Below are 21,855 nucleotides of genomic sequence, written 5' to 3' on the forward strand. Positions count from 1 at the left end.
GCCCCGGCACGCCGTCCGGCCGCTGACTAGGCTGAACGGAGCACTGACGCAGGCGAAGGAGCACGACGTGGCGGTACGAGCGGTCCGAGGAGCCGTCCAGCTGGAGCGGGACGAGGCCGGGCACATGAGCGAGCAGGTCGAAGAACTGCTCACCGCCGTCCTCGAACGGAACGGACTCGACGCCGACGACCTCATCAGCATCTGGTTCACGGCCACCCCCGACCTCCACAGCGACTTCCCCGCCGCGGCGGCCCGCCGCACCGGCATCGTCGACGTCCCCCTGCTCTGCGCGCAGGAGCTCGACATCGAGGGCGCGATGCCGCGGGTCGTCCGCCTCCTCGCCCACGTCGAGACCGACCTCCCCAAGTCCCGGATCGCGCACGTCTACCTCGGCGCCGCGGCCGCTCTGCGCAAGGACATCGCCCCGTGAGAACAGCCCTCGTCATCGGCACCGGACTGATCGGCACCTCCGCCGCGATCGCGCTCGCGGGCCGCGGCGTGACCGTCCACCTGCGCGACCACGACCCGGCGCGGGCCAGCACGGCCGCCGCGCTCGGCGCCGGCACCGACGAGGCGCCCGAGGGCCCCGTGGACCTCGTCATCGTCGCCGTGCCCCCGGCGCACGTGGCGGCCACCCTCGCCGAGGCCCTCGCCGCCGGGCTCGGCCGCGGCTACCTGGACGTGGCGAGCGTCAAGGGCGGCCCCCAGCGCGAGCTGCGGGCCCTGGGCCTCGACCTCTCCGCGTACATCGGATCGCACCCCATGTCGGGCAAGGAGCGCTCGGGCCCGCTCGCCGCGACCGCCGACCTCTTCGAGGGACGCCCCTGGGTGCTCACCCCGACCCGGGACACCGACACCGAGGTCCTCAACCTGGCCCTGGAGCTCGTGGCGCTGTGCCGGGCCGTGCCCGTCGTCATGGACGCCGACGCCCACGACCGCGCGGTCGCCCTGGTCTCCCACACCCCGCAGCTCGTCTCGTCCATGGTCGCCGCGCGCCTGGAGGAGGCCGACGAGTCGGCCGTCCGCCTGTGCGGGCAGGGCATCCGGGACGTCACCCGGATCGCGGCCTCCGACCCCCGCATGTGGGTCGAGATCCTCTCCGCCAACCCGGGCCCCGTGGCCGACGTCCTCTCCGGGGTCGCCGCCGACCTCGACGAGACCGTCCGCGCCCTGCGCTCCCTGCAGTCCGCCGACGAGGACAAGCGGCGGGACGGCGCCTCGGGCGTCGAGGACGTGCTGCGCCGCGGCAACGCCGGCCGCTCCCGCGTCCCCGGCAAGCACGGCGCGGCGCCCACCGCCTACGAGACGGTCGCCGTCCTCATCAGCGACCAGCCGGGCGAGCTGGCCCGGATCTTCGCCGACGCGGGCCGCGCCGGGGTCAACATCGAGGACGTCCGCATCGAGCACGCGACGGGCCAGCAGGCGGGTCTCGTCCAGCTCATGGTGGAGCCCTCGGCGGCGCCCGTGCTCGGCGCGGCCCTGCAGGAGCGGGGCTGGGCCCTGCGGACGAGCTGACGCGGCACCCGCCGGCCCCGCACGCCCGCGCGTGCCGCCCGCCCGGCCCCGCACGCCCGCCCGCGACGGGCGGGACCCGCGGGGCGGGCGGGGCCGCCGGGCGGGACCGCCCCCGCGGGCGGGGCCGAACGGGTGCCGGGGACTCGGTAACCTTGTGGGGGTCCCCCGCACTCCGCCGGGCCCGCCACTCACCCCAGGAAGGTGTTCCCACCGTGGAATCCGTGATCGTCGCCATCGACGGGCCCTCCGGCACGGGCAAGTCCAGCACCTCGAAGGCGGTCGCCGCCAAGCTGGGTCTGAGCTACCTCGACACCGGTGCCCAGTACCGGGCGATCACCTGGTGGATGATCAGCAACGGCGTGGACGTCCACGACGCCGAGGCCGTCGCCAACGCCGCCGCCAAGCCCGTGATCGTCTCCGGCACCGACCCGGCGCGGCCCACGATCACCGTCGACGGCCTCGACGCGGCCGGACCCATCCGGACCGACGAGGTCACCTCCAAGGTCAGCGCCGTCAGCGCCGTCCCCGAGGTGCGGAGCCTCATCACCGAGCTCCAGCGGTCCATCGCCCGCGGCGCCGAGCACGGCATCGTCGTCGAGGGCCGGGACATCGGCACCACCGTCCTGCCCGACGCCGACCTCAAGATCTTCCTCACCGCCTCGCCCGAGGCCCGCGCCGCCCGCCGCTCCGGCGAGCTCAAGGGCGTCGACGTGCAGGCCACCAAGGAGGCCCTGGTCAAGCGGGACGCCGCCGACTCCAGCCGGAAGACCTCGCCGCTCGCCAAGGCCGGCGACGCCGTCGAGGTCGACACCACCGAGCTCACCCTCGACCAGGTCATCGAGTGCGTCGTCACCCTGGTGGACGAGAAGCGCGGAGCCGCCAAGTGACGCTGCCCTCGGAGAGGGGCGCCGCCGTCGGCAGACGCATCGGGATCGGGCTGATGTACGGCTTCTGGAAGCCGCGCGTGCTCGGCGCCTGGCGGGTGCCGGCCTCCGGCCCCGCGATCTTCGCCGTCAACCACGCGCACAACATCGACGGCCCCATGCTCATGGGCACCGCACCGCGGCCCGTGCACTTCCTCATCAAGAAGGAGGCGTTCGTCGGCCCGCTCGGCAGCTTCCTGGAGGGCATCGGGCAGGTCAAGGTGGACCGCGACAGCACCGACCGCACCGCGATAGGCAACGCCCTGGGCGTCCTGGAGCAGGGCGGAGTCCTCGGGATCTTCCCCGAGGGCACCAGGGGAGAGGGCGACTTCGCCTCGCTCCGCTCGGGCCTGGCGTACTTCGCCGTCCGCAGCGGCGCGCCCATCGTCCCGGTGGCCGTGCTGGGAAGCACCGAGCGCCGCGGACGGTTGGTCAAGGCACTGCCTCCGCTGCGCGGCCGCGTCGACGTCGTCTTCGGCGACGCCTTCGACGCGGGTGACGGCTCCGGCCGCCGCACGCGCAAGGCGCTCGACGAGGCCACCGTACGGATCCAGGGGAAGCTCACCGACCACCTGGAAAACGCCAGGCGCCTCACGGGGCGCTGAGCGAGACTTTCAGTAGTGGGCCCCGCGGCCCGGGGACCCACCGACCACGAATGATCAAGGAACGGACTTCATGAACGACCAGCACGACCACGGGGCACTTGGCGACGCCGAGTACGCGGAGTTCATGGAGCTCGCCTCCGAAGAAGGCTTCGACGCCGAAGAGGTCGAGGGCGCGATCGAGGAGGCCGGCCACGGCCCGCTTCCCGTCCTCGCCGTCGTCGGCCGTCCGAACGTCGGCAAGTCGACCCTGGTGAACCGCATCATCGGCCGCCGCGAGGCCGTCGTCGAGGACAAGCCGGGCGTCACCCGCGACCGCGTCACCTACGAGGCCGAATGGGCCGGGCGCCGCTTCAAGGTCGTCGACACCGGCGGCTGGGAGCAGGACGTCCTCGGCATCGACGCCTCCGTCGCCGCCCAGGCCGAGTTCGCCATCGAGGCCGCCGACGCCTGCCTCTTCGTCGTGGACGCCACCGTCGGCGCCACCGACACCGACGAGGCCGTCGTCAAGCTGCTGCGCCGCGCCGGGAAGCCGGTCGTCCTCGCCGCCAACAAGGTCGACGGACAGTCCGGCGAGGCCGACGCCGCCACGCTGTGGTCCCTGGGCCTCGGCGAGCCGTTCCCGGTCTCCTCGCTGCACGGCCGCGGCACCGGCGACCTCCTCGACGAGGTCCTGAAGAAGCTGCCGGAGGCCCCCGAGCAGCGCTTCGGCAACACCGTCGGCGGCCCCCGCCGCATCGCCCTCATCGGCCGCCCGAACGTCGGCAAGTCCTCGCTGCTCAACAAGGTGGCGGGGGAGGACCGCGTCGTCGTCAACGAGCTGGCCGGCACCACCCGCGACCCGGTCGACGAGCTGATCGAGCTCGGCGGCGTGACGTGGAAGTTCGTCGACACCGCGGGCATCCGCAAGAAGGTCCACCTCCAGGAGGGCGCGGACTACTACGCCTCCCTGCGGACGGCCGCCGCCGTCGAGAAGGCCGAGGTGGCCGTCATCCTCATCGACACCACCGACAAGATCTCGGTCCAGGACCAGCGCATCATCACGATGGCGGTCGAGTCGGGCCGCGCCATCGTCATCGCCTACAACAAGTGGGACGAGCTCGACGAGGAGCGCCGCTACTACCTGGAGCGCGAGATCGAGACGGAGATGCAGCAGGTCGCCTGGGCGCCCCGCGTCAACGTCTCCGCCAAGACCGGCCGCCACATGGAGAAGCTGGTCCCGGCCATCGAGACCGCCCTCGCCGGCTGGGAGACCCGCGTCCCCACCGGCCGGCTCAACGCCTTCCTCGGGGAGATCGTCGCGGCGCACCCGCACCCGATCCGCGGCGGCAAGCAGCCCCGCATCCTCTTCGGCACGCAGGCCGGCACCAAGCCGCCCCGCTTCGTGCTCTTCGCCTCCGGCTTCCTGGAGGCCGGCTACCGCCGCTTCATCGAGCGCCGCCTCCGCGAGGAGTTCGGCTTCGAGGGCACCCCGCTCCACATCTCGGTGCGCGTGCGCGAGAAGCGCGGCCGCAAGAAGTAGGCCCGGTCGTCGGGCCGGGAGACGGCGGAGGGCCGGGGCGATCGCGCCCCGGCCCTCCGCCGTGTACCCCCCCGGTGCGTCCTCCGCGCTAGACGCCCCGCCGGGGACCGGGAGGCAGCGCCGCCTGGGTGTGGGCGGGGGCGGGCGGGTACGGCGCGGACCAGGCCTGCGGATACGCCGTCCCGTACCGGTGGCCCTGCCCGTGGCCCTGGCCCTGCCCGTACACCCCCGTGCTCACCGCCGTACCGAACGCCCGGAACGTGAGGTCCTCCTCGCCGCTGCGGTCACCCGGCAGCGTGCGGAACGTCCTGAGGTACTCCGAGTACAGGGCGTCGTAGATCGGCGTGGGCGAGGCCCCCGCCGTGACGTCCTGCGCAGGGCGCATCGACGGGATCGGACTCGGATACGGCTGGAGGAAGGGGTCGTATGCGTGCACGTAGGTGCCAACGACCCCGCCGCCCGTCGGATGCGGGCGGCTCTCCGAAAGGGGGGCCCGCCGGGGACGCGGCACGGTCGGGGCCCCGGGGCCGCCGGAGCCCGTCGGCCCCGCCGGCACGCCGTGGACCCGCGCCCACCCCATGCCCGGCCGGCGGCCCTCCATCAGGTGCCGGCCAGCGGCATCGCGGCGGCGACCAGGCGCCCGTTCGCGGCGGCCTTCTCCAGGGCGTCGCGCAGCAGGTCCTCGCGCGGCTGCTGGCCGATCGAGCCGACCGGGGCGGCGAAGACCAGCACCGTGTGCGACTTGTTGGCCGCCGCGCGCCAGCCCTCGGTGACCTGGAGCGGCTGGTGGGCCTGCCACCAGGCGGCCTGCCCGGCGCCGCCGGGGCCCGGCTGGAGGACGGAGTGCAGCTGGCCCATGGCCACCAGGACCGACCAGCCCGGCAGCGCCGCCGGCTTCTCGTCGAGCGTCACGACCCGGTGGAAGCCCTGGTCGGCCAGGAGCGGCAGGAACTCGTCGGTGAGGCCGTCCGAACCCGGACGGGCCACCGGCGCGGTCGGCTCCACGACGAGGGCCGGGTGCAGCTCGCCCTGGATCAGGACGAGACCGCTGGTGACCCCGAGCACGGCCTGCTCGGGGTGGGCGGCGGACAGCGCGTCGGCGGTGTCCGAGGCCGTGATGGAGGCGACGGCGCCCTGCAGCTGCTCCTCGGCGACCCGGACGACCTGCGACGGGATGCAGGTGGCGTGGGCGAACGCGAGGACCGCGGTCTCGTCGCCGACGAACAGCACCGTGCTGGTGCGCTCCTGGTCGGAGTCCCCCGGCGTGCGGCAGGACGTGCAGTCGTAGCTGCCCGGGGCGTTGTCGCCGGCGAGCAGCCGGTCCGCTTCTTCGTCGCCGATCTCGGCGCGTACGTCCTCGCTGACGTCGAGCATGCGCGGCACGGGGGGCTCCCTGGACTCGGTACGGGGGGACGCCGGGCCGTTCCCGGTCGTCTCATGACGAGTTCAACGGGTCAGGCTCGGCCGGGGTCACGCGTGGAACCGGGGCAACTTGCCGCCGGCCCGTGCGGAACCGGTCGCGGGCGGGCCGGGCGGACGGCGCGGGGAGGGCGCGACGGCGGGTGACTCCGACCGGGTGGGGTGTGAACGGTGTTCCGCGCGGCACGGGCCGGGGGCGCCGGGCCGCTGCCTAGCCTGCCTCGATGTCGAAGATCCGATTTTGGACGACGGGCTCGCTCGTGGCGGCGTCCGCCGCCGCGCTGCTGGCCCTGGCCCCGGCACCCGCCCAGGCCCGGGACGTGCTGGACGGGCCCCGGAACACGTCCGCCGTGCTCCGTGACGTGTCGGAGGGGCTGCGGGCGTCCGCCGCCGTGCCCGCCTACCCCTGCGCCCGCGACCAGTGGCCCTGGGGGTGCGTCGCCGAGTGCGAGAGCAGCGGCGACTGGCACACCAACACCGGGAACGGCTTCTACGGAGGCCTCCAGTTCTGGCACCCGACCTGGGTCGAGCACGGCGGACTGCGGTACGCGCCGCGCGCCGACCTGGCGACCCGGGCCCAGCAGATCGCCGTCGCCGAGGAGGTGCTCCGCACCCAGGGGTGGGGAGCCTGGCCGGTCTGCTCCAAGCGGTACGGGCTGAGCGGACGCGTCCACACCGTCCAGCGGGGGGACACCCTCAGCTCGATCGCCCGCCGTTTCGCGATCAAGGGCGGCTGGCAGGCGCTCTACCAGGCGAACCGGGCCCTCATCGGCCCCGATCCGAACCGGGTCGTCGTCGGGACGATGCTGCGGATCGCCCCTCTCTGAGGAGGGTCGGGGCGGCCCCCTCGCCGGACACGAGGTGCCGTCGCGGCCCGGGCGGGACGGCGGCCGCGCCGCCCGCTTTGGCCGCCGCGCGGCGGCCGGGGCGGGGTCCGGCCGTGCGGGGGCTCCGGGAGGCCGTGGCGGCCCCGCACGGCGCGCGGGCGGACGGCCGGCCGCGGCCCGGAACACCCCTCTGCGCGTGGCCGGTTGACAGGATCGCCGGGGCCGGCTCGGTCAGGGCGTGGGGTCGAGGAACCGCGCGACCGCGCCCCGGACCGGTCACCGCCCGTGAACCTTCCCGGTCACCGCCCGCGAACGGCGCCCCCTCGACCGGCGTTACAGTCGGTCGACCGATCAACTGACCGGGGGGAACCGGCAGCGCGATGCGTATCTCCTTTCTGCTCCACAACGGCTACCACTACGGCGGCACGATCCGGACGACGTTCACCCTCGCCGAGGAACTGGCGAGGCGTCACGAGGTCGAGATCGTCTCGGTGTTCCGCCACCGCGACCGCCCCTTCCTCGGCCTGCCCGCCGGGGTGACCCTGCGCCACCTCGTCGACGTCCGCAAGGACAGTCCCGGATACGACGGCGACCACCCCGACTTCCACCGCCCCGCCGAGGTCTTCCCGCGCGGCGACGGCCGCTGGAAGCAGTACAGCGCCCTCACCGACGCCCGGATCGGGGAGCACCTGCGCGGCGTCGAGGCCGACGTCCTGGTCGGCACCCGCCCCGGGCTGAACGTGCAGCTCGTCCGGCAGGCCCGGCGGGGGCCGGTCCTCGTGGGACAGGAGCACCTGATCCTCGACGGCCACACCTTCCGGCTCCGCCGCGACATCGGCCACGAGTACGCGCTCCTGGACGCCGTCACCACCGTCACCGAGGCGGACGCCCGCGCCTACCGGCGGCTGCGGCTGCCCGGCGTACGCGTCGAGTCCGTGCCCAACAGCGTGCCCGCGCCCCCGGTGCCGCCCGCCGACCCCGCGGTGCGGACCGTCGTCGCGGCGGGGCGGCTCACCCGGGTGAAGCGGTACGACCTGCTGATCGACGCCTTCGCCGAGGTCGCGGCGGACCACCCCGACTGGAGGCTGCGGATCTACGGCAGCGGGGACGCCGCGCAGAACCTGAAGGGGCCGCTGACCCGGCAGATCGAGGAGCGGGGGCTCACCGGGCAGGTCTTCCTCATGGGGTCGGCGAACCCGCTGGAACCGGAACTGGCCAAGGGCTCGATCGCCGCGGTGACCTCGCAGCGGGAGTCCTTCGGCATGACCATCGTCGAGGCGATGCGCTGTGGTCTCCCGGTGGTCTCCACCGACTGCCCGCACGGGCCGGGCGAGATCATCGAGGACGGGGTCGACGGCTTCCTCGTACCGGTCGACGACACGGCGGCGTTCGCGCGGGCGCTGCGCCGACTGGTCGAGGACGACGAGCTGCGGGCCAGGGCGGCCCGGGCGGCGCTGGACGCGTCCGAGCGGTTCGACCCGGCCCGGATCGCCGCCCGGCACGAGGCGCTGTGGGCGGACCTCGTGGAGCGGGGCGCGGGCCGCCGCACCCACGGGCAGGGCCGGACGGCGCTGCACACCGCGACCGGCCGTGCGATCGACGCGGTCTACGACCTGAAGGCCCGGATCGGCCGGCTGGTCCGCCGCTTCCGCTGACCGGGGCCGCGCTCGCACGGTCCGCGCCTCCCGCGGCCGGCGCCCGCGCGGTACGCCAGGCGTCCTCCGGGTGGGGCCGGCGCCCTCCGGGTACGGCCGGTGCCCGGCCCGCACGGCCGCGGGCCGACCCCCGCCGTTCGTCGGCGTCCGGGCCGACCCCGCCGCGTGCTCCGGGGCGGCGCGGTCGTCCACCGGGCGTCCGTACGCGGCCCGGCGTCCTGCCTGTGCTGTGCGGGGCCGGCGTCCTGCCTGTGCGTGCGCGGCCCGGCCCCCGCCTGTGCGTGCGCGGCCCGGTCGTCCGCCGTCCGTTCATCGAGGACAGAACTCGTCCGCGAGGGCTGGCAGACTCGCGTCCATGTTGGAGACCTCAGCACGGCTCTTGCGTCTGCTCTCGCTGCTCCAGGCCCACCGCGAGTGGTCCGGTGCCGATCTCGCCGACCGCCTCGGGGTCACGCCCCGGACCGTACGGCGGGACGTGGACCGGCTCCGCGAGCTCGGCTATCCGGTGAACGCCAGTCCCGGGACGGGCGGCGGCTACCAGCTGGGCGCCGGGGCCGAGCTCCCGCCGCTGCTCCTCGACGACGAGGAGGCCGTCGCGGTCGCCGTCGGCCTCCGGGCCGCCGCGGGGCAGGGCGTCGAGGGGATCGGCGAGAGCTCGGTCCGCGCCCTGGCCAAGCTGGAGCAGGTGCTCCCGGGGCGGCTGCGCCGCCGGGTGAGCGCCCTGAACGCCTTCACCGTCCCGATGCTCCGCACCCCGCGCGAGCGGATCGACCCGGCCGTCCTCACCGAGCTCGCCCACGCCTGCCGGGACGGCGAGCGGCTGCGCTTCGAGTACCGGGACCACGGCGGGGCGAGCACCCGCAGGAACGTCGAGCCGCACCGGCTGGTGTGCAGCGAGCGACGCTGGTACCTGGTCGCCTGGGACGTGGACCGGGACGACTGGCGCACCTTCCGCGCCGACCGGATCGTGCCGACCCCGCCGCACGGGCCCCGCTTCCCGCCCCGCGAGCCGCCCGCCGAGGACCTCGCCGCCTACGTGGCGAAGGGCGTGTCCACCGCGGCGTACACGACCGAGGCGACGATCCGGCTGCACGTGCCGCTCGCGGAGGCGGCCGCGGCCGTCGGTGCGGCCGACGGCGTCCTGACGGCGGACGGGCCCGACGCCTGCCTGCTGCGGACCGGGGCGCACAGCCTCGACGTGATGGTGATCCACGTGTCCTTGATCGGCTTCGAGTTCGAGGTGCTCGATCCGCCGGAGCTGGTCGACCGGGTGCGGGCGCTCAGGGACCTGCTGTCCCGCTCCCTCGACCGGTCGGCCGGGGCTCCCGCGGACGCGTAAGCATGGTGTAAGGGAAGAGTGGGCGGCTCGCGTGCGCGTCGCCGAGACAATTCGGGACGGGCGGAGCCGGAAGAGCCGAATTACCGCCCGGTATCCGCGCTTCCGGTTCCTTGGTGCGAACTACCCGAGGCCGCTCGGAATTACTGGAGAAACGGCCGGAATCCCTGGCCGACAGTGACCGGGATCATGCCGAGCACGCGTCGAGAACCTGTGACACAAGCGTGACCGCCAAGGGACTAACGTGAGGGCCATGGCATCCACATCGCGCACTCCCGAACCGCCTCGCGACGCCCCCGAGTCCTATGTGGGCCTCGACGGGGACAGCGCCGAACGGCGCGCCAGGACGCGGGGTTGGAGCACCGTCAGGTCCCTCCCGCCCGGCTCGATCATCACCATGGAGTACCTCGCCGCACGCATCAACTTCGAGGTCGAGGACGGCACGGTCACCCGCTGCTGGGTCGGCTGAGGCGCCGGCGGCGGGCCTCCGGGCGCGCCCGGAGCCGCCCTGACCCGGACACGCGGAAGGGCCCCGGCCGATCGTCGGCCGGGGCCCTTCTCGTGTGCGCGGGGGTCCCGCGGTCAGCCGCGGGTCGCCGGAGCGCGGCCGCCGGCCACTCCGGCCGGTCCGCGGACCGGCTCCTCGGAGCCGGGCGGACGCTGCGGGAAGTACCCCGGGCGGGGCCCTCCGGAGGCCACGGGCAGCGAGGGGACGAGGCGGCGGCGGTCCCGCAGCCGGTCCCGTACGCGGTCGCGCAGGGCCAGGATCCACGACTCGGCGACGGCGATCACCGGCTCGCACCAGGGCAGGGCGAGCAGGATCAGCAGGCCGGCGGCCCAGCCGAGGAGGACGTCGCTCAGCCAGTGCGTGCCCAGGTAGACCGTGGTGAGTCCGACGCCGAGCGCGACCACCGCGGAGAGCGCCGACAGATAGCGCCGGGCCCTCGGAGTGGTCGCCAGGTAGGCGAGGATGCCCCAGGTCACGACCGCGTTGGCGGTGTGACCCGAAGGGAATATGTCGCCGCCGGCGAAGAGCTCGGCGGATCCGACCTCGGTCGCGTAGTGGGGTCCGAGACGGCCGAGCCCGAGCTTGACCGCGCCGACCGTGACGTTGAGCAGCAGGAGGGCGGCGCCGAGGCAGAGCAGGGGCCGCAGGGTGTGCTGGCGCCAGGAGCGCCAGCCCAGCCAGGCGGCCACCATGACGGCCGTCGGACCGCGCTGGCCGAGGACGACGTAGTAGTCGAGGAAGCCGTGGATCTCCGGCCACTGCTGGTAGGGCCGGAAGAGCATGATCTTCCAGTCGAGGGTCACCAGCCACGTCGAGAGCAGCACGGCGACGACCATGGCGAGATAGAACGCCGACGTCCCGCCGAAGAGGGCGAGACGCGTGCGGGTCATCCGCGGGACCTCTATCTTCGGCGGTTCCGGCTCCCGGTCCAGCCGGGCAAAGATGTCGGTACGCACCCAATCGACGTTACAGGGAGTGAGAAGCAGACCCGGTCGTTCCGGTCTGTTCGTGATGTTGATGTGATGTGGAGTAGGTCTCAGTGGGCGTCCTTTTACCGGCGTCCGTCGGGAAATCCGATGACCTTCCGCCCTATTGTCACGGGACCGATTCCGGAAGCGTGTTTGAACACGCGGAATTCGCTTCAAACGCCTGTCCGTACGGAATTCCATGCGACGCGGGCCCGACCCGAGTGGCGTACGCCACACCGCGCGGCCCGCCGGGGTGAGAGCTGCACCACGCGCTCGGGCCTTGAACTCGCGTACGCTGACGGCTCACTCGCCCGTCGATGCCGGGCCCCCGGGGGGTATAAGCCCTGGTCGGGACCCACCGAGCGCGAGAGCTTCACTGGGAGGTACGTATATGTCGCGGACGAACACGGCCCCAGCACGACCCCGTGCCGCAGCCGGCGGCGGAGCCAACCGCTGGGTCGTCCTCGTCGTCCTCTGCGTCAGCCTCCTCGTGGTCGCCCTCGACTCGACCATCCTCCACGTGGCCATCCCCTCGCTCACCGAGGACCTGCGTCCGAGCTCCACCGCCCTGCTGTGGATCGTCGACGCCTACCCGCTGATCTGCGCCTCGCTCCTGATCCTCTTCGGCACCCTGGGTGACCGGGTCGGGCGGCGCCGGGTCCTGCTCCTCGGATACGCGCTGTTCGGCATCGCCTCGGCGGTCGCCGCGCTCGCCACCGAACCCTCGGTGCTCATCGGGGCCCGGGTGCTCCTCGGCGTCGGCGGCGCGATGATCATGCCCGCCACGCTCTCCATCCTCCGGGCGGTCTTCCCCGACCGGCGCGAGCGGGCCACCGCCATCGGGATCTGGACCGCGGTGGCCGCGATAGGGGCCGCCACCGGGCCCGTGCTCGGCGGCTTCCTCGTCGAGCACTACTGGTGGGGCTCCGTCTTCCTCATCAACATCCCGCTGATGGCGCTGATCCTGCCGCTCGGCCGCCGCCTGCTCCCCGAGTCCCGCGGCGGAGCCGACGGACCCTGGGACGTCCTCGGCGCGCTCATGGCCGCGGCCGGCGTGCTCGGCTGCGTCCTCGGGGTCAAGCGCGCGGGCGCGGGCGAACCGCTCCTCGCGCTGCCCACCGCCGGGCCGCTGCTGCTCGGCGCCGGGCTCCTCTACCTCTTCGTACGGCGCCAGCGACGGCGACCCCATCCGCTGATCGACATGCGGCTCTTCTCCCGCGCCGCCTTCACCACCTCGGTCGGCTGCATCGTGCTCGCCATGCTGGCCCTGGTCGGCCTGCAGCTCATCGCCGTCCAGTACCTCCAGCTGGTCATCGGGCTGAGCCCGCTGGAGACCGGGCTGCGCCTGCTGCCGCTCACCTTCGCCGCCATGGCCGCCGGCGCCACCGGCTCGTACACCCTGCGCAGGATCGGACCGCGCCGGATGGTCGGCTGGGGCTTCGTCCTCACCGCCGCCGCCGTGCTGCTGCTCACCTTCATGGGGCAGCACGACCGGCCGCTGCTGCTCACGGTGGGCTTCGTGCTGCTCGGCTTCGGCCTGCAGACCACGCTCTTCTCGGCGTACGAGTCGATGCTCAGCGAGGCGCCGCAGCGGAGCGCGGGCGCCGCCGCCTCGATCGGCGAGACCTCGTACCAGCTCGGCGCGGGCATGGGCACCGCCCTGCTCGGCAGCGTGATGAACGCGGCGTACGCCCCCGGGCTCGCCGCGATCCCCGGGGTGCCCGCGGAGGCGAGCCGGGCCGCGGCGAACTCGCTGGGCGAGGCCTATCAGGTGGCGGGCCGACTGGGCGGGGAGGCCGGCGGGGCGCTGCACCAGGCCGCCCGGCACGCCTTCGTGAACGGGCTGCACCTCACGCTCTTCGTGAGCGCGGGGCTGCTGCTGATCGGTGCGGCGATGGCACTGCGCCTGCCGCGGGTGATGGAGTGCCCGGTGGATCCGGAGGATCCGGTGTCCGGCGGGGCGGTGGAGGGGGAGCGGCCGGTGCCGTCACGGCCGGCACCGTCGGAGCGGGACGGGGCCGTGCCCGGCCGGTCCGTGCCGGTGCCGTCGAAACCGGCGGGGGAGGTGCGGGCCGCGGAGCCGTCGGAGCGCACGAAGACGTCCGAGCCGCGGGTGCCCGCGACCCGGGAGGCGATCGAGCCCGCCGGCTCGGGGCGTCCGGCGCACTGACCCGATCGCTCGGGGGTGCCCGGCCGGCGGACCCGCTCAGCTCTGGTTGAAGAAGCCGTCCTGCTGCCGGCGGCCCGTCTCGCCCGTGACGATCTGGGTGTCGGCGGGGGTCAGCAGGAAGACCCGCGTCGCCACGCGCTCGATCGAACCGCGCAGACCGAAGGCGAGGCCGGCGGCGAAGTCGACCACGCGCTTGGCGTCGTTCGACTCCATCGCGGTCAGGTTCACGATCACCGGGACGCCGTCCCGGAAGAGCTCGCCGATGCCGCGGGCGTCCCGGAAGCCGTCCGGGGAGACGGTCGCGATCCGACGGCCCCGGTCCTCGGCGGTGTCGGTGGCCACCCGGACGCGGGGGTCCGTCACCCAGGCGTCGCCGCCCTCGGCACCGTCGGCGTACTCGTCGTCGTAGTAACGCTCGTCGTTGTCCTCGACGAGGCCCAGCCAGGCGCTCGCCTTGCGCACCGATCCCATGGACGCCTCCTTTCAGCGCGGTCACTTGTGGTTCCGCATTTCCCTATCGTCCTTCATGATGCGGATCGCGCGCCAAGTGGATAGTCGGCGCGCAGGGGATTCGTGACGGTACTGGTGCAGAACGTGAGCACCGTTTCCTGGCGATTCGTCAGGAATCGTGCGGTATGCGGGGCCTGAGGGAGGGCCATGTAGCTGAAAATATGAAAGTCGTGCCGGAAGGGTGACGATGGGCGCGTACGGGTGAACGGGCCCGCTCGCTACGATGCCGCGAGGCCGCCCGGCGGTCCATAGCCAGGCGCAGATCCACGCTCCACGGGGGAGACCATGTTCGGAATCGTCAGACCCTGCACGCATCGGCTCACCGACGGGCTCAAGACCGCGTGGATGGCCCATCTCTGCGGCCTCTGCCTGGCACTTCGCGCCGACCACGGGCAGTTCGCCCGGATCGTCACCAACTACGACGGGCTGATCGTCTCGGTCCTGACGGAGGCTCAGACCGGCGTCACCGAGGCGGGCCGCCGCACGGCCGGGCCCTGTGCGCTGCGGGCCCTGCGGACCGCCCCGGTGGCCAGGGGCGAGGGCGCCCGGCTCGCCGCAGCCGTCTCCCTGGTCCTCGCCTCGGCGAAGATCCGCGACCACGTCGACGACCGGGACGGCCTGTTGGCCCGGCGGCCGGCCGCCGCCGCGGCCCGCCGCGTCGCCCGCTCCTGGGACCGGGCGGGAGCCAGGACCGGACGCGCCCTCGGCTTCGACACCGCCGTCCTCGTCGACGCCGTCGACCGCCAGACCGGCATCGAGGCCCTCGCCGGCCCCGGCACCTCCCTGCTCACCGTCACCGAACCGACCGAGACCGCCACCGCGGCCGCCTTCGCGCACACCGCCGTCCTCGCCGGCCGGCCCGGCAACGCGGAGCCGCTCGCCGAGGCGGGCCGGCTCTTCGGCCGCCTCGCCCACCTCCTCGACGCCGTCGAGGACCAGACCGCCGACGCCGAGAAGGGGGCCTGGAACCCGCTCACCGCGACCGGCACCTCCCGCGAGGAGGCCCGTCGGCTCGCCGACGACGCCCTGCACGGCATCCGCCTCGCGCTGCGGGACGCCGAGTTCGCCGACGGCAAGCTGGCACACGTGCTGCTCGCCCACGAACTCCGCACCTCGGTCGACCGCGCCTTCGGCACGACGAGCTGCTCGCACACCGGAGCGGCGCAGGGCGAGGGCGCCCCGCACGCGCACGGCCCCGTCCCGGGGAACCCCTACGCCGCGCCGGGCGGCCCCGGCAACCCGTACGCCCCCGGCGGCCCGGCCGGCCCCGGAGGTCCGTACGCCCCCGGTCCCGGCGGACCCGGAGGCCCCGGCGGGCCGCTCCCGCCCGGCCCTCCGAACCGCCGCGGGCTGATCGCCGGCTGCGCGCTCTGGATCGGGCTGGCCTGCACCTGCCAGATGTGCTGCGGCACCTTCGAGGACCCCTGGAGCCGCCAGCGGCGCGAAGGGCTCTGCCAGCAGTGCGACCCCGGGAGCTGCTGCGACTGCTGTGACTGCTGCAGCAACTGCTCCTCCTGCTGCGAGGGCGACGGCTGCTGCTGCGGCGACTGCAACTGCGGCTGCGACTGCTGACCTTCCGCCGGGATCCCCGCGCCGCTACTTCTTCGGCGCCGGGATCTCCGGCGGGGAGATCCGCGAGGTGGCGATGCCCGACCCGGTCACGCCCCACTTCCTGAGGATCCGGTCGTACGTGCCGTCCGCCTTCAGGCCGTTCACCGCGGCCTGGAAGGCGGGCGCGAGCGGCGTCCCCTTCTTGAAGGCGAAGCCGACGTCCAGCCGCCGGTACTCGTTGAGGAACTTCACGTTCTTCTGCTGCGTCACCGCGTACCGCACCCCGTTGATCGTGTTCATCACGACATCGCTGCGGCCCTGCTGGAGCGACATCCAGATCGCCCCGGTCTCGCTGTAGACGTTCACCTCGTACGGCTTCCTGCCCGCCTCCGCGCACCGGCCCTTGTTCTGCTCCAGGGTCCGCTCGAAGGTGGTGCCCGCGTTCACGGCCACCTTCAGGCCGCACAGCTGCGTGAGGTCGGTGACCGCCTTCAACGGGCTGTCGGCACGGCTCGCGAACCCCTGGCCGTCGTTGATGTAGGTCACGAAGTCGATGGCCTTGCGCCGCTCCTCGGTCACCCCGAAGTTCCCGGTGCCGACGTCGTACTTGCCGCTGCCGAGGGCCGGCAGGATCGCCTCGAACCCGACCACCTCGCGCTTCACCTCCAGGCCGAGGGCCTTCGCCACCGCCGCGGCGAAGTCGGCGTCCACCCCCACCACGGTCTTCCCGTCGGGCAGATAGGCCGAGCTGGGCGGGGTCGCGACCGAGGAGGCGAGCGTGAAGACGCCCCGCTGCCGGACGTCCGCGGGGAGCAGCTTCGCCGCGGCCTCGTTCTTCTTCACCGCCGCCACCACGTCCTCGGTCGGAAGTCCGCCCTGCGCCGCCCCCGCGGCGCCCGGAGCGCCCGACGCGCCGGCCGGGGCCGTCGCGGGGTCACCGCCCGCGCAGGCGGTCAGGGTCAGGGCGGCGCCGGTGATCAGGGCGAAGACGAGAGCGGTGCGTGCGGTGCCGGGGCGCGTGCGCGTGGTCATGGCTTCGGTCTCTCCAGGAGTTTCTCGAACGGCAGCGGGCCGATCGACTCGGGATCGGCGGACACGTCGAAGAGCGGGCGGTAGCCGCTCGCCAGATAGAGGCCCCTGGCCTCGGGCTGGCGCGGTCCGGTCGTGAGGTAGAGGCGGGAGTAGCCGCGGGCGGCGGCCTCCCGTTCGAGCAGGGTGAGGACCCGGCGGGCGAGTCCGCGCCTGCGGTGCGCCGAGTGGGTCCAGATCCGCTTCAGTTCGGCGGTGTCGTCGTCGTAGCGGCGGTAGGCGCCGCCCGCCACCGGCCGGCCCTGCTCCAGCAGGAGCAGGAAGGCGCCGTGCGGCGGGGCGAACTCCTCCGCCGGGTAGCGGCTCAGATCGTGCGCCGAGCCGTACCGGGTCGTGTACTCGTACGCCAGCTCGTCGAGGAGCGGGCGCGCCAGGGGGTCGGTGGTCGTGGTCCGGTGCACGGACAACGCGAAGGTCATGACGGTCCTTCAGGACGAAGGAGACGAGAGAGCCGCAGCCCTCCGGAACGAAGGAGGACGGCAGGGCGGAACGAGGGGAGGGGAGGGCTCAGGCGCCGAGAGGGCCTGGGTGTGAAGGCGCCGCGGAGGACAGCACGCGGACGGGGCGGAGCCGGACCACCGGCTCACCGAGCAGAGGGTCGGCTCAACAGGAGGAGGACCACACGCGACCGAAGTCGATGTGGGAGCGCGTGACCAGCTGCTGCGAATGCATGGCCACAGTGGAACAGGCATCCGTGCCCACGTCAACCACGATGAGACGTACGGCTCACAGTGCGGACACCCTTGACAACAGGGCCTGTTGACCGCATAGCCTCGAAGGGCGGATCGGGCTGAGGGGCCCGGTCCCGTGCTCGTCGCGTGTGAAGGCGCACCCCCGTGTTCGATCCGCCTCTGGCATCCACGGAGTCTTCGTATGTCCGCGACCCTCGTGAAAACCCCCTCGCCGGCCCCGCCGGCCGAACCACCGCCCCGCATCGTCCCCGCCCGCCGCACCGGGCAGTGGGCGGCCGCCGGCCTCGTCCTCGTCCTCCTCGCGCTCGGCCTCGTCTCGGTCGTCCGCAACAAGGCCTTCCAGTGGGACGTGGTCGCCGAGTACTTCACCTCCACGTCCGTCCTGCGCGGACTCGGCCTCACCCTGTGGCTGACGGCCCTCGTCATGGTGCTCGGCTTCGTCCTCGGGACCCTGCTCGCGGTCCTGAGGCTCTCCGACAACCCGGTGCTGCGCGCGGTGAGTTGGGGCTACGTCTGGTTTTTCCGCTCCACCCCGATCCTGGTCCAGCTGCTCTTCTGGTTCAACATCGGCGCCCTCTACCCGCAGATCCTGGGCGTCAGCACCGTCAACCTCCTCGGCCCGGTGTCCGTCGCCGTCATCGGCCTCACCCTGCACGAGGCCGCCTACGCCGCCGAGGTCGTGCGCGGCGGCATCCTCTCCGTCGACCGCGGCCAGCTGGAGGCCGCCCAGTCCCTCGGTCTCGGCCGGTGGCGCCGGCTCTCCCGGATCGTGCTGCCGCAGGCCATGCGCGCGATCGTCCCGCCGGCCGGGAACATGCTGATCGGCACCCTCAAGGGCACCTCGATCGTCTCCGTGATCGCCGTCCAGGACCTGCTCTACTCGACCCAGCTGATCTACCACCGCACCTACGAGGTCATCCCGCTCCTCCTCGTCGCCACGCTCTGGTACGTCGCCGTCACCTCCGTCCTCAGCCTCGGCCAGCACTACGTGGAGCGCCACTACGCCCGCGGCACGGCGGGTGCGCGGTGAGCCCCCGCCCGTCCCTGGTGATCGTGGGAGCCGGTCCGCGGGGGACCGGCTTCCTCGAACGGCTCGCCGCCAACCTGCCCGAGCTGTACGGCGACCGCCCCCTCGACCTGCACCTCGTCGACCCGCACCCGCCGGGCCCCGGCCGGATCTGGCGCACCGCGCAGTCCCCGCTGCTCTGGATGAACTCCCGGGCCGAGGACGTCACCATGTTCACCGACGAGACCGTCGACCTGACCGGCCCCGTGCGGCCCGGCCCGACGGTCGCCGAATGGTCCGGCATCGACGGCCGCAGCTTCCCCACCCGCCTCCAGCAGGGCGCCTACCTGCGCTGGGTGTTCGAGCAGGCGCGGGCCGCGCTGCCCGCCTCCGTCTCCGTCCACGAGCACCGCACCACCGCGCTGCGGATCGGCGGCCCGCGCGAGGGGCGCCAGCGGGTCTGGCTGGAGGGCTCCGCCGCACCGCTCGCCGCCGACGCCGTGATCCTCACCGTCGGCCACCTCGACGCCGAACCCGACCCGGAGCAGCGGGCCCTCGCCGGCTTCGCCGCCCGCCACGGCCTCGTCCACCTGCCGCCCGACTTCACCGCCGACACCGACCTGTCCGCCCTGCCCGCCGGCCGGGACGTCCTCGTCCGCGGCTTCGGACTCGCCTTCGTCGACCTGATGGTGCTGCTCACCGAGGGCCGCGGCGGACGCTACGAGGGCGAGGGCGACGCGCTGGTCTACCGGCCCTCCGGCAGGGAACCCGTCCTGCACGTCGGATCGCGCCGGGGCGTCCCGTACCACTCCAAGCTCGGCTACGCCCTCGACGGCGAACGGCCCCCGCTGCCCCGGTTCTTCGGCCCCGAGCAGACCGACGCCCTGCTCCGCCGGCCCGGCCGCGTCGACTTCCGGCGCGACGTGTGGCCGCTGATCGACAAGGAGCTCGGCTGGGCCCACTACCACCGGCTCTTCTCCACCCACCCCGAGCGGACCGCGCTCGGACCCGACGACTTCGCACGGGCCTACGCCGCGGCGCCGCCGCGCAGCGCCGAGCTCGCCGCCCTCGTCGCCGCGGCCGTCCCCGACCCGGCCGACCGGCTCGACCTGGACGCCCTGGACCGCCCCCTGGACGGCATCCGCTTCGCCTCGCCGGAAGCCCTCCAGAACGGCCTGCGCGCCTACGTCGCCGACGACCTCGCCCGCCGCCACGACCCCGCCCACAGCGCCGACGCCGCCGTCTTCGCCGGACTGCTCTCCGTCTACGGACAGCTCCTCCGGCTCGGGGACCGCGTCGACACCGGCGACTGGTGGCACGGCTTCTTCAGCTACCTCGCGTCCGGGCCGCCCGGCCCCCGGCTGCGCCAGCTCCTCGCCCTCTCCCGCGCGGGCGTCGTCCGCTTCCTCGGCCCCGGCCTCACCGTCGAGGCCGACGAGGAGCGCGGGGTCTTCCGGGCCGCGTCCACCGCCGTACCGGGGCAGTGGACCGAGGCGCGCGCCCTGGTCGAGGCCCGGCTCCCCGACCCCAGCCTCGAACGCACCGGCAGCCCGCTGCTGCGCGCCCTGCACGAGGAGGGCGCCCGCGCCACCACCAGCGGCCTCCTCGTCGTCGACCCGGTCGACGGCCGGATCCTCGAACGCGACGGGCGCCCCCACCCGCGCCGCTTCGCGCTCGGTCCGCACACCACCGCGCGGACGGACAGCGCCTTCACCCGGCCCCGCACCGGCGGGGTCGCCTTCCGGCAGAACGACGTCGCCGCGCGCGAGGCGCTGACGCTGCTGCGCGACGGGGCCTGTCGGCTCCCGGCCCCGCTGTCCGCCTGATCCCGCCGCCCTCCGGCCGCCCGACCCCCTTCCGAGGAACCGCCATGTCTCTCACCAGTGATCCGCCCGCCACCAGAGCCGTCCCGAAGGAACCGGCGGCCGCCCCCGAGCTCGTGGTCGTCCCCGTGCGGCACCCCTGGCGCTGGGTGGCCGTCGTCGTCACCGCCGTCCTGCTCGTCCAGTTCGTCCACGGACTCGTCACCAACCCCGGCTGGGAGTGGGACGTCTTCGCCGCGTTCTTCACCACCGAGACCGTCCTCCGGGCCGTCTGGGTCACCCTCCAGCTCACCTTCTACGGCACCGCGCTCGGCTTCGCGATCGGCATCGTGCTCGCCTTCATGCGCCTGTCGGCCAGCCCCTTCCTGCGGTCCGTCGCCTTCGGCTACATCTGGGCCTTCCGCTCGATCCCGCTCATCGTCCAGCTGCTCTTCTGGTTCAACCTCGCCTACCTCTACGAGGAGCTGAGCATCGGCATCCCCTTCGGGCCGAGCTTCCTCTCCTTCGACACGATGGGCCTGGTCGGCGAGATGAGCGCCGCCGTCCTGGGGCTCGCCCTGCACCAGGCGGCCTACGCGGCGGAGATCGTCCGCGGCGGCGTACTCGCCGTGGACGAGGGCCAGTTGCAGGCCGCGGCCTCCCTCGGCATCCCGCGGCTGCGGCAGGTGCGGCGGATCGTCCTGCCGCAGGCGATGCGCTCGATCCTGCCCAACGCCGCCAACGAGATCATCTCGCTCTTCAAGGGCACCTCGATCGTCTCCGTCATGGCGATCGGCGAACTCTTCTACCAGGTCCAGGTCGTCTACGGCCGCAACGGACGGGTCGTCCCCCTCCTGATGGTCGCCACCGCCTGGTACGTCCTGCTCACCACCGCGCTCTCCGTCGTCCAGCACTACGTCGAACGCCACTACGCGAAGGGGAGCGTCCGATGAGCTCCGTCACCGCCGACCCGACCGCCGCCCCCCGGGCCGCCGACACCGCCAAGGTCGAGATCCGGGCCGTCCACAAGACCTTCGGCCCGCTCCACGTCCTGCGCGGGATCGACCTCGACGTCCGCGCCGGCGAGGTCACCGTCGTCCTCGGCCCCTCCGGCTCCGGCAAGTCCACCCTCCTGCGCACCATCAACCACCTGGAGAAGGTCGACAGCGGCACCGTCAGCGTCGACGGCACCCTCGTCGGCTACCGCCGCTCCGGCGACAAGCTCTACGAACTGCGCGAGCGCGACATCCTCAAGCAGCGCACCCGGATCGGCTTCGTCTTCCAGAACTTCCACCTGTTCCCGCACCTCACCGTCCTGGAGAACATCGTCGAGGCCCCGGTCTCGGCGCTCAAGCGCCCCCGCAAGGAGGCCGAGGCCGCGGCCCGCGGCCTGCTCGCGCGCGTCGGACTGGCCGACAAGGCGGAGGCGTACCCCAAGCAGCTCTCCGGCGGACAGCAGCAGCGGGTCGCCATCGCCCGCGCGCTCGCCCTGGAACCGGGGCTGCTCCTCTTCGACGAGCCGACCTCCGCGCTCGACCCCGAGCTGGTCGGCGAGGTCCTCGACGTCATCAAGGACCTCGCGGCCTCCGGCACCACCATGATCGTCGTCACCCACGAGATCGGCTTCGCCCGCGAGGTCGCGGACACCGTGGTCTTCATGGACGAGGGCCGGATCGTCGAGCAGGGGCCACCTGCCGAGGTGCTGGACAGCCCCCGCCACGAGCGCACCCGCGCCTTCCTCTCCAAGGTCCTCTGACCAC

21 protein-coding genes are annotated in these 21,855 nt (G+C 73.7%); 15 read left to right on the plus strand and 6 right to left on the minus strand.

The genetic code is table 11. The features are described 5' to 3' along the window. Positions 1-67 precede the first annotated feature (67 nt). The 5 genes from aroH (at position 68) to der (ending at position 4,562) form a co-directional block, all read left to right on the plus strand. Positions 68-430, plus strand: a complete 363-nt coding sequence (gene aroH / locus ACY0MR_RS28255) for a chorismate mutase (protein WP_361858376.1) — start codon at positions 68-70, stop codon at positions 428-430. After that, positions 427-1,515 (plus strand): prephenate dehydrogenase, encoded by a 1,089-nt coding sequence (locus ACY0MR_RS28260; RefSeq protein WP_388804255.1) that lies wholly within the window; start codon positions 427-429, stop codon positions 1,513-1,515. Before aroH ends, ACY0MR_RS28260 begins: the two co-directional genes overlap by 4 nt. A 212-nt stretch (positions 1,516-1,727) precedes the next feature. Further along, positions 1,728-2,402, plus strand: coding sequence for a (d)CMP kinase (gene cmk / locus ACY0MR_RS28265; protein ID WP_361862018.1), 675 nt, complete (start codon positions 1,728-1,730; stop codon positions 2,400-2,402). Between the two features lie 53 nt (positions 2,403-2,455). After that, positions 2,456-3,043: a lysophospholipid acyltransferase family protein gene (locus ACY0MR_RS28270; protein ID WP_388804728.1), complete on the plus strand. Its 588-nt coding sequence runs from the start codon at positions 2,456-2,458 to the stop codon at positions 3,041-3,043. A 70-nt stretch (positions 3,044-3,113) separates the two neighbouring features. Continuing rightward, on the plus strand, positions 3,114-4,562 hold the full coding sequence (gene der / locus ACY0MR_RS28275) for a ribosome biogenesis GTPase Der (protein ID WP_388804258.1): 1,449 nt from the start codon (positions 3,114-3,116) through the stop codon (positions 4,560-4,562). A gap of 88 nt (positions 4,563-4,650) precedes the next feature. Here der and ACY0MR_RS28280 read toward each other — a convergent pair whose 3' ends face one another. Together ACY0MR_RS28280 and ACY0MR_RS28285 are read right to left on the minus strand one after the other, a co-directional pair. Beyond that, on the minus strand, positions 4,651-4,947 hold the full coding sequence (locus ACY0MR_RS28280; RefSeq protein WP_388804261.1) for a hypothetical protein: 297 nt from the start codon (positions 4,945-4,947) through the stop codon (positions 4,651-4,653). 215 nt (positions 4,948-5,162) lie between these two features. Then, on the minus strand, positions 5,163-5,945 hold the full coding sequence (locus ACY0MR_RS28285) for a hypothetical protein (protein ID WP_361862009.1): 783 nt from the start codon (positions 5,943-5,945) through the stop codon (positions 5,163-5,165). Between the two features lie 260 nt (positions 5,946-6,205). Between ACY0MR_RS28285 and ACY0MR_RS28290 the strand changes: the two genes are divergently transcribed. The 4 genes from ACY0MR_RS28290 (at position 6,206) to ACY0MR_RS28305 (ending at position 10,268) form a co-directional block, all read left to right on the plus strand. Continuing rightward, on the plus strand, positions 6,206-6,808 hold the full coding sequence (locus tag ACY0MR_RS28290; RefSeq protein ID WP_361862007.1) for a LysM peptidoglycan-binding domain-containing protein: 603 nt from the start codon (positions 6,206-6,208) through the stop codon (positions 6,806-6,808). Positions 6,809-7,188: 380 nt separating this feature from the next. Beyond that, on the plus strand, positions 7,189-8,463 hold the full coding sequence (locus ACY0MR_RS28295) for a glycosyltransferase (protein WP_388804266.1): 1,275 nt from the start codon (positions 7,189-7,191) through the stop codon (positions 8,461-8,463). Between the two features lie 355 nt (positions 8,464-8,818). Continuing rightward, positions 8,819-9,802 (plus strand): helix-turn-helix transcriptional regulator, encoded by a 984-nt coding sequence (locus ACY0MR_RS28300; protein ID WP_388804269.1) that lies wholly within the window; start codon positions 8,819-8,821, stop codon positions 9,800-9,802. 250 nt (positions 9,803-10,052) lie between these two features. After that, a complete protein-coding gene (locus ACY0MR_RS28305; protein WP_361863551.1) occupies positions 10,053-10,268 on the plus strand; it encodes an I78 family peptidase inhibitor in 216 nt (71 codons plus the stop codon). Between the two features lie 113 nt (positions 10,269-10,381). Here the strand turns inward: ACY0MR_RS28305 and ACY0MR_RS28310 are convergent, their stop codons facing one another. Continuing rightward, positions 10,382-11,197 carry a phosphatase PAP2 family protein gene (locus tag ACY0MR_RS28310; RefSeq protein WP_388804272.1) on the minus strand — a complete coding sequence of 272 codons (816 nt, stop codon included), beginning with the start codon at positions 11,195-11,197 and terminating at the stop codon, positions 10,382-10,384. A gap of 469 nt (positions 11,198-11,666) precedes the next feature. Between ACY0MR_RS28310 and ACY0MR_RS28315 the strand changes: the two genes are divergently transcribed. Beyond that, a complete protein-coding gene (locus ACY0MR_RS28315) occupies positions 11,667-13,445 on the plus strand; it encodes an MFS transporter (protein WP_392865231.1) in 1,779 nt (592 codons plus the stop codon). A gap of 36 nt (positions 13,446-13,481) precedes the next feature. On the opposite strand, the gene ACY0MR_RS28320 is transcribed toward ACY0MR_RS28315, so the two are convergent. Further along, positions 13,482-13,916 carry a cell division protein SepF gene (locus ACY0MR_RS28320; protein ID WP_361852294.1) on the minus strand — a complete coding sequence of 145 codons (435 nt, stop codon included), beginning with the start codon at positions 13,914-13,916 and terminating at the stop codon, positions 13,482-13,484. Between the two features lie 324 nt (positions 13,917-14,240). On the opposite strand from ACY0MR_RS28320, the gene ACY0MR_RS28325 reads away from it, so the two are divergent. Then, entirely contained in the window at positions 14,241-15,527 is a 1,287-nt protein-coding gene (locus tag ACY0MR_RS28325) for a DUF5685 family protein (protein WP_473556086.1), read from the plus strand. A 24-nt stretch (positions 15,528-15,551) separates the two neighbouring features. Here ACY0MR_RS28325 and ACY0MR_RS28330 read toward each other — a convergent pair whose 3' ends face one another. Continuing rightward, on the minus strand, positions 15,552-16,538 hold the full coding sequence (locus ACY0MR_RS28330; protein ID WP_388804281.1) for an ABC transporter substrate-binding protein: 987 nt from the start codon (positions 16,536-16,538) through the stop codon (positions 15,552-15,554). Beyond that, positions 16,535-17,014 carry a GNAT family N-acetyltransferase gene (locus ACY0MR_RS28335; protein ID WP_392865237.1) on the minus strand — a complete coding sequence of 160 codons (480 nt, stop codon included), beginning with the start codon at positions 17,012-17,014 and terminating at the stop codon, positions 16,535-16,537. The genes ACY0MR_RS28330 and ACY0MR_RS28335 overlap by 4 nt, the downstream gene beginning before the upstream one ends. A 454-nt stretch (positions 17,015-17,468) precedes the next feature. Between ACY0MR_RS28335 and ACY0MR_RS28340 the strand changes: the two genes are divergently transcribed. From ACY0MR_RS28340 to ACY0MR_RS28355, 4 genes are read left to right on the plus strand one after another with little or no spacing between them, the layout of a single operon-like run. Next, entirely contained in the window at positions 17,469-18,317 is an 849-nt protein-coding gene (locus tag ACY0MR_RS28340) for an amino acid ABC transporter permease (protein ID WP_388804285.1), read from the plus strand. Continuing rightward, positions 18,314-20,119: an FAD/NAD(P)-binding protein gene (locus ACY0MR_RS28345; RefSeq protein WP_392865241.1), complete on the plus strand. Its 1,806-nt coding sequence runs from the start codon at positions 18,314-18,316 to the stop codon at positions 20,117-20,119. The genes ACY0MR_RS28340 and ACY0MR_RS28345 overlap by 4 nt, the downstream gene beginning before the upstream one ends. A gap of 44 nt (positions 20,120-20,163) precedes the next feature. Next, the gene (locus ACY0MR_RS28350) at positions 20,164-21,048 is read left to right on the plus strand and encodes an amino acid ABC transporter permease (RefSeq protein WP_473556090.1); all 885 of its coding nucleotides are present in this window, start codon (positions 20,164-20,166) and stop codon (positions 21,046-21,048) included. Continuing rightward, on the plus strand, positions 21,045-21,851 hold the full coding sequence (locus tag ACY0MR_RS28355) for an amino acid ABC transporter ATP-binding protein (RefSeq protein WP_361852275.1): 807 nt from the start codon (positions 21,045-21,047) through the stop codon (positions 21,849-21,851). Before ACY0MR_RS28350 ends, ACY0MR_RS28355 begins: the two co-directional genes overlap by 4 nt. Positions 21,852-21,855: the final 4 nt, after the last annotated feature.

The sequence above is a fragment of the Streptomyces sp. JN8 genome (assembly GCF_055808075.1).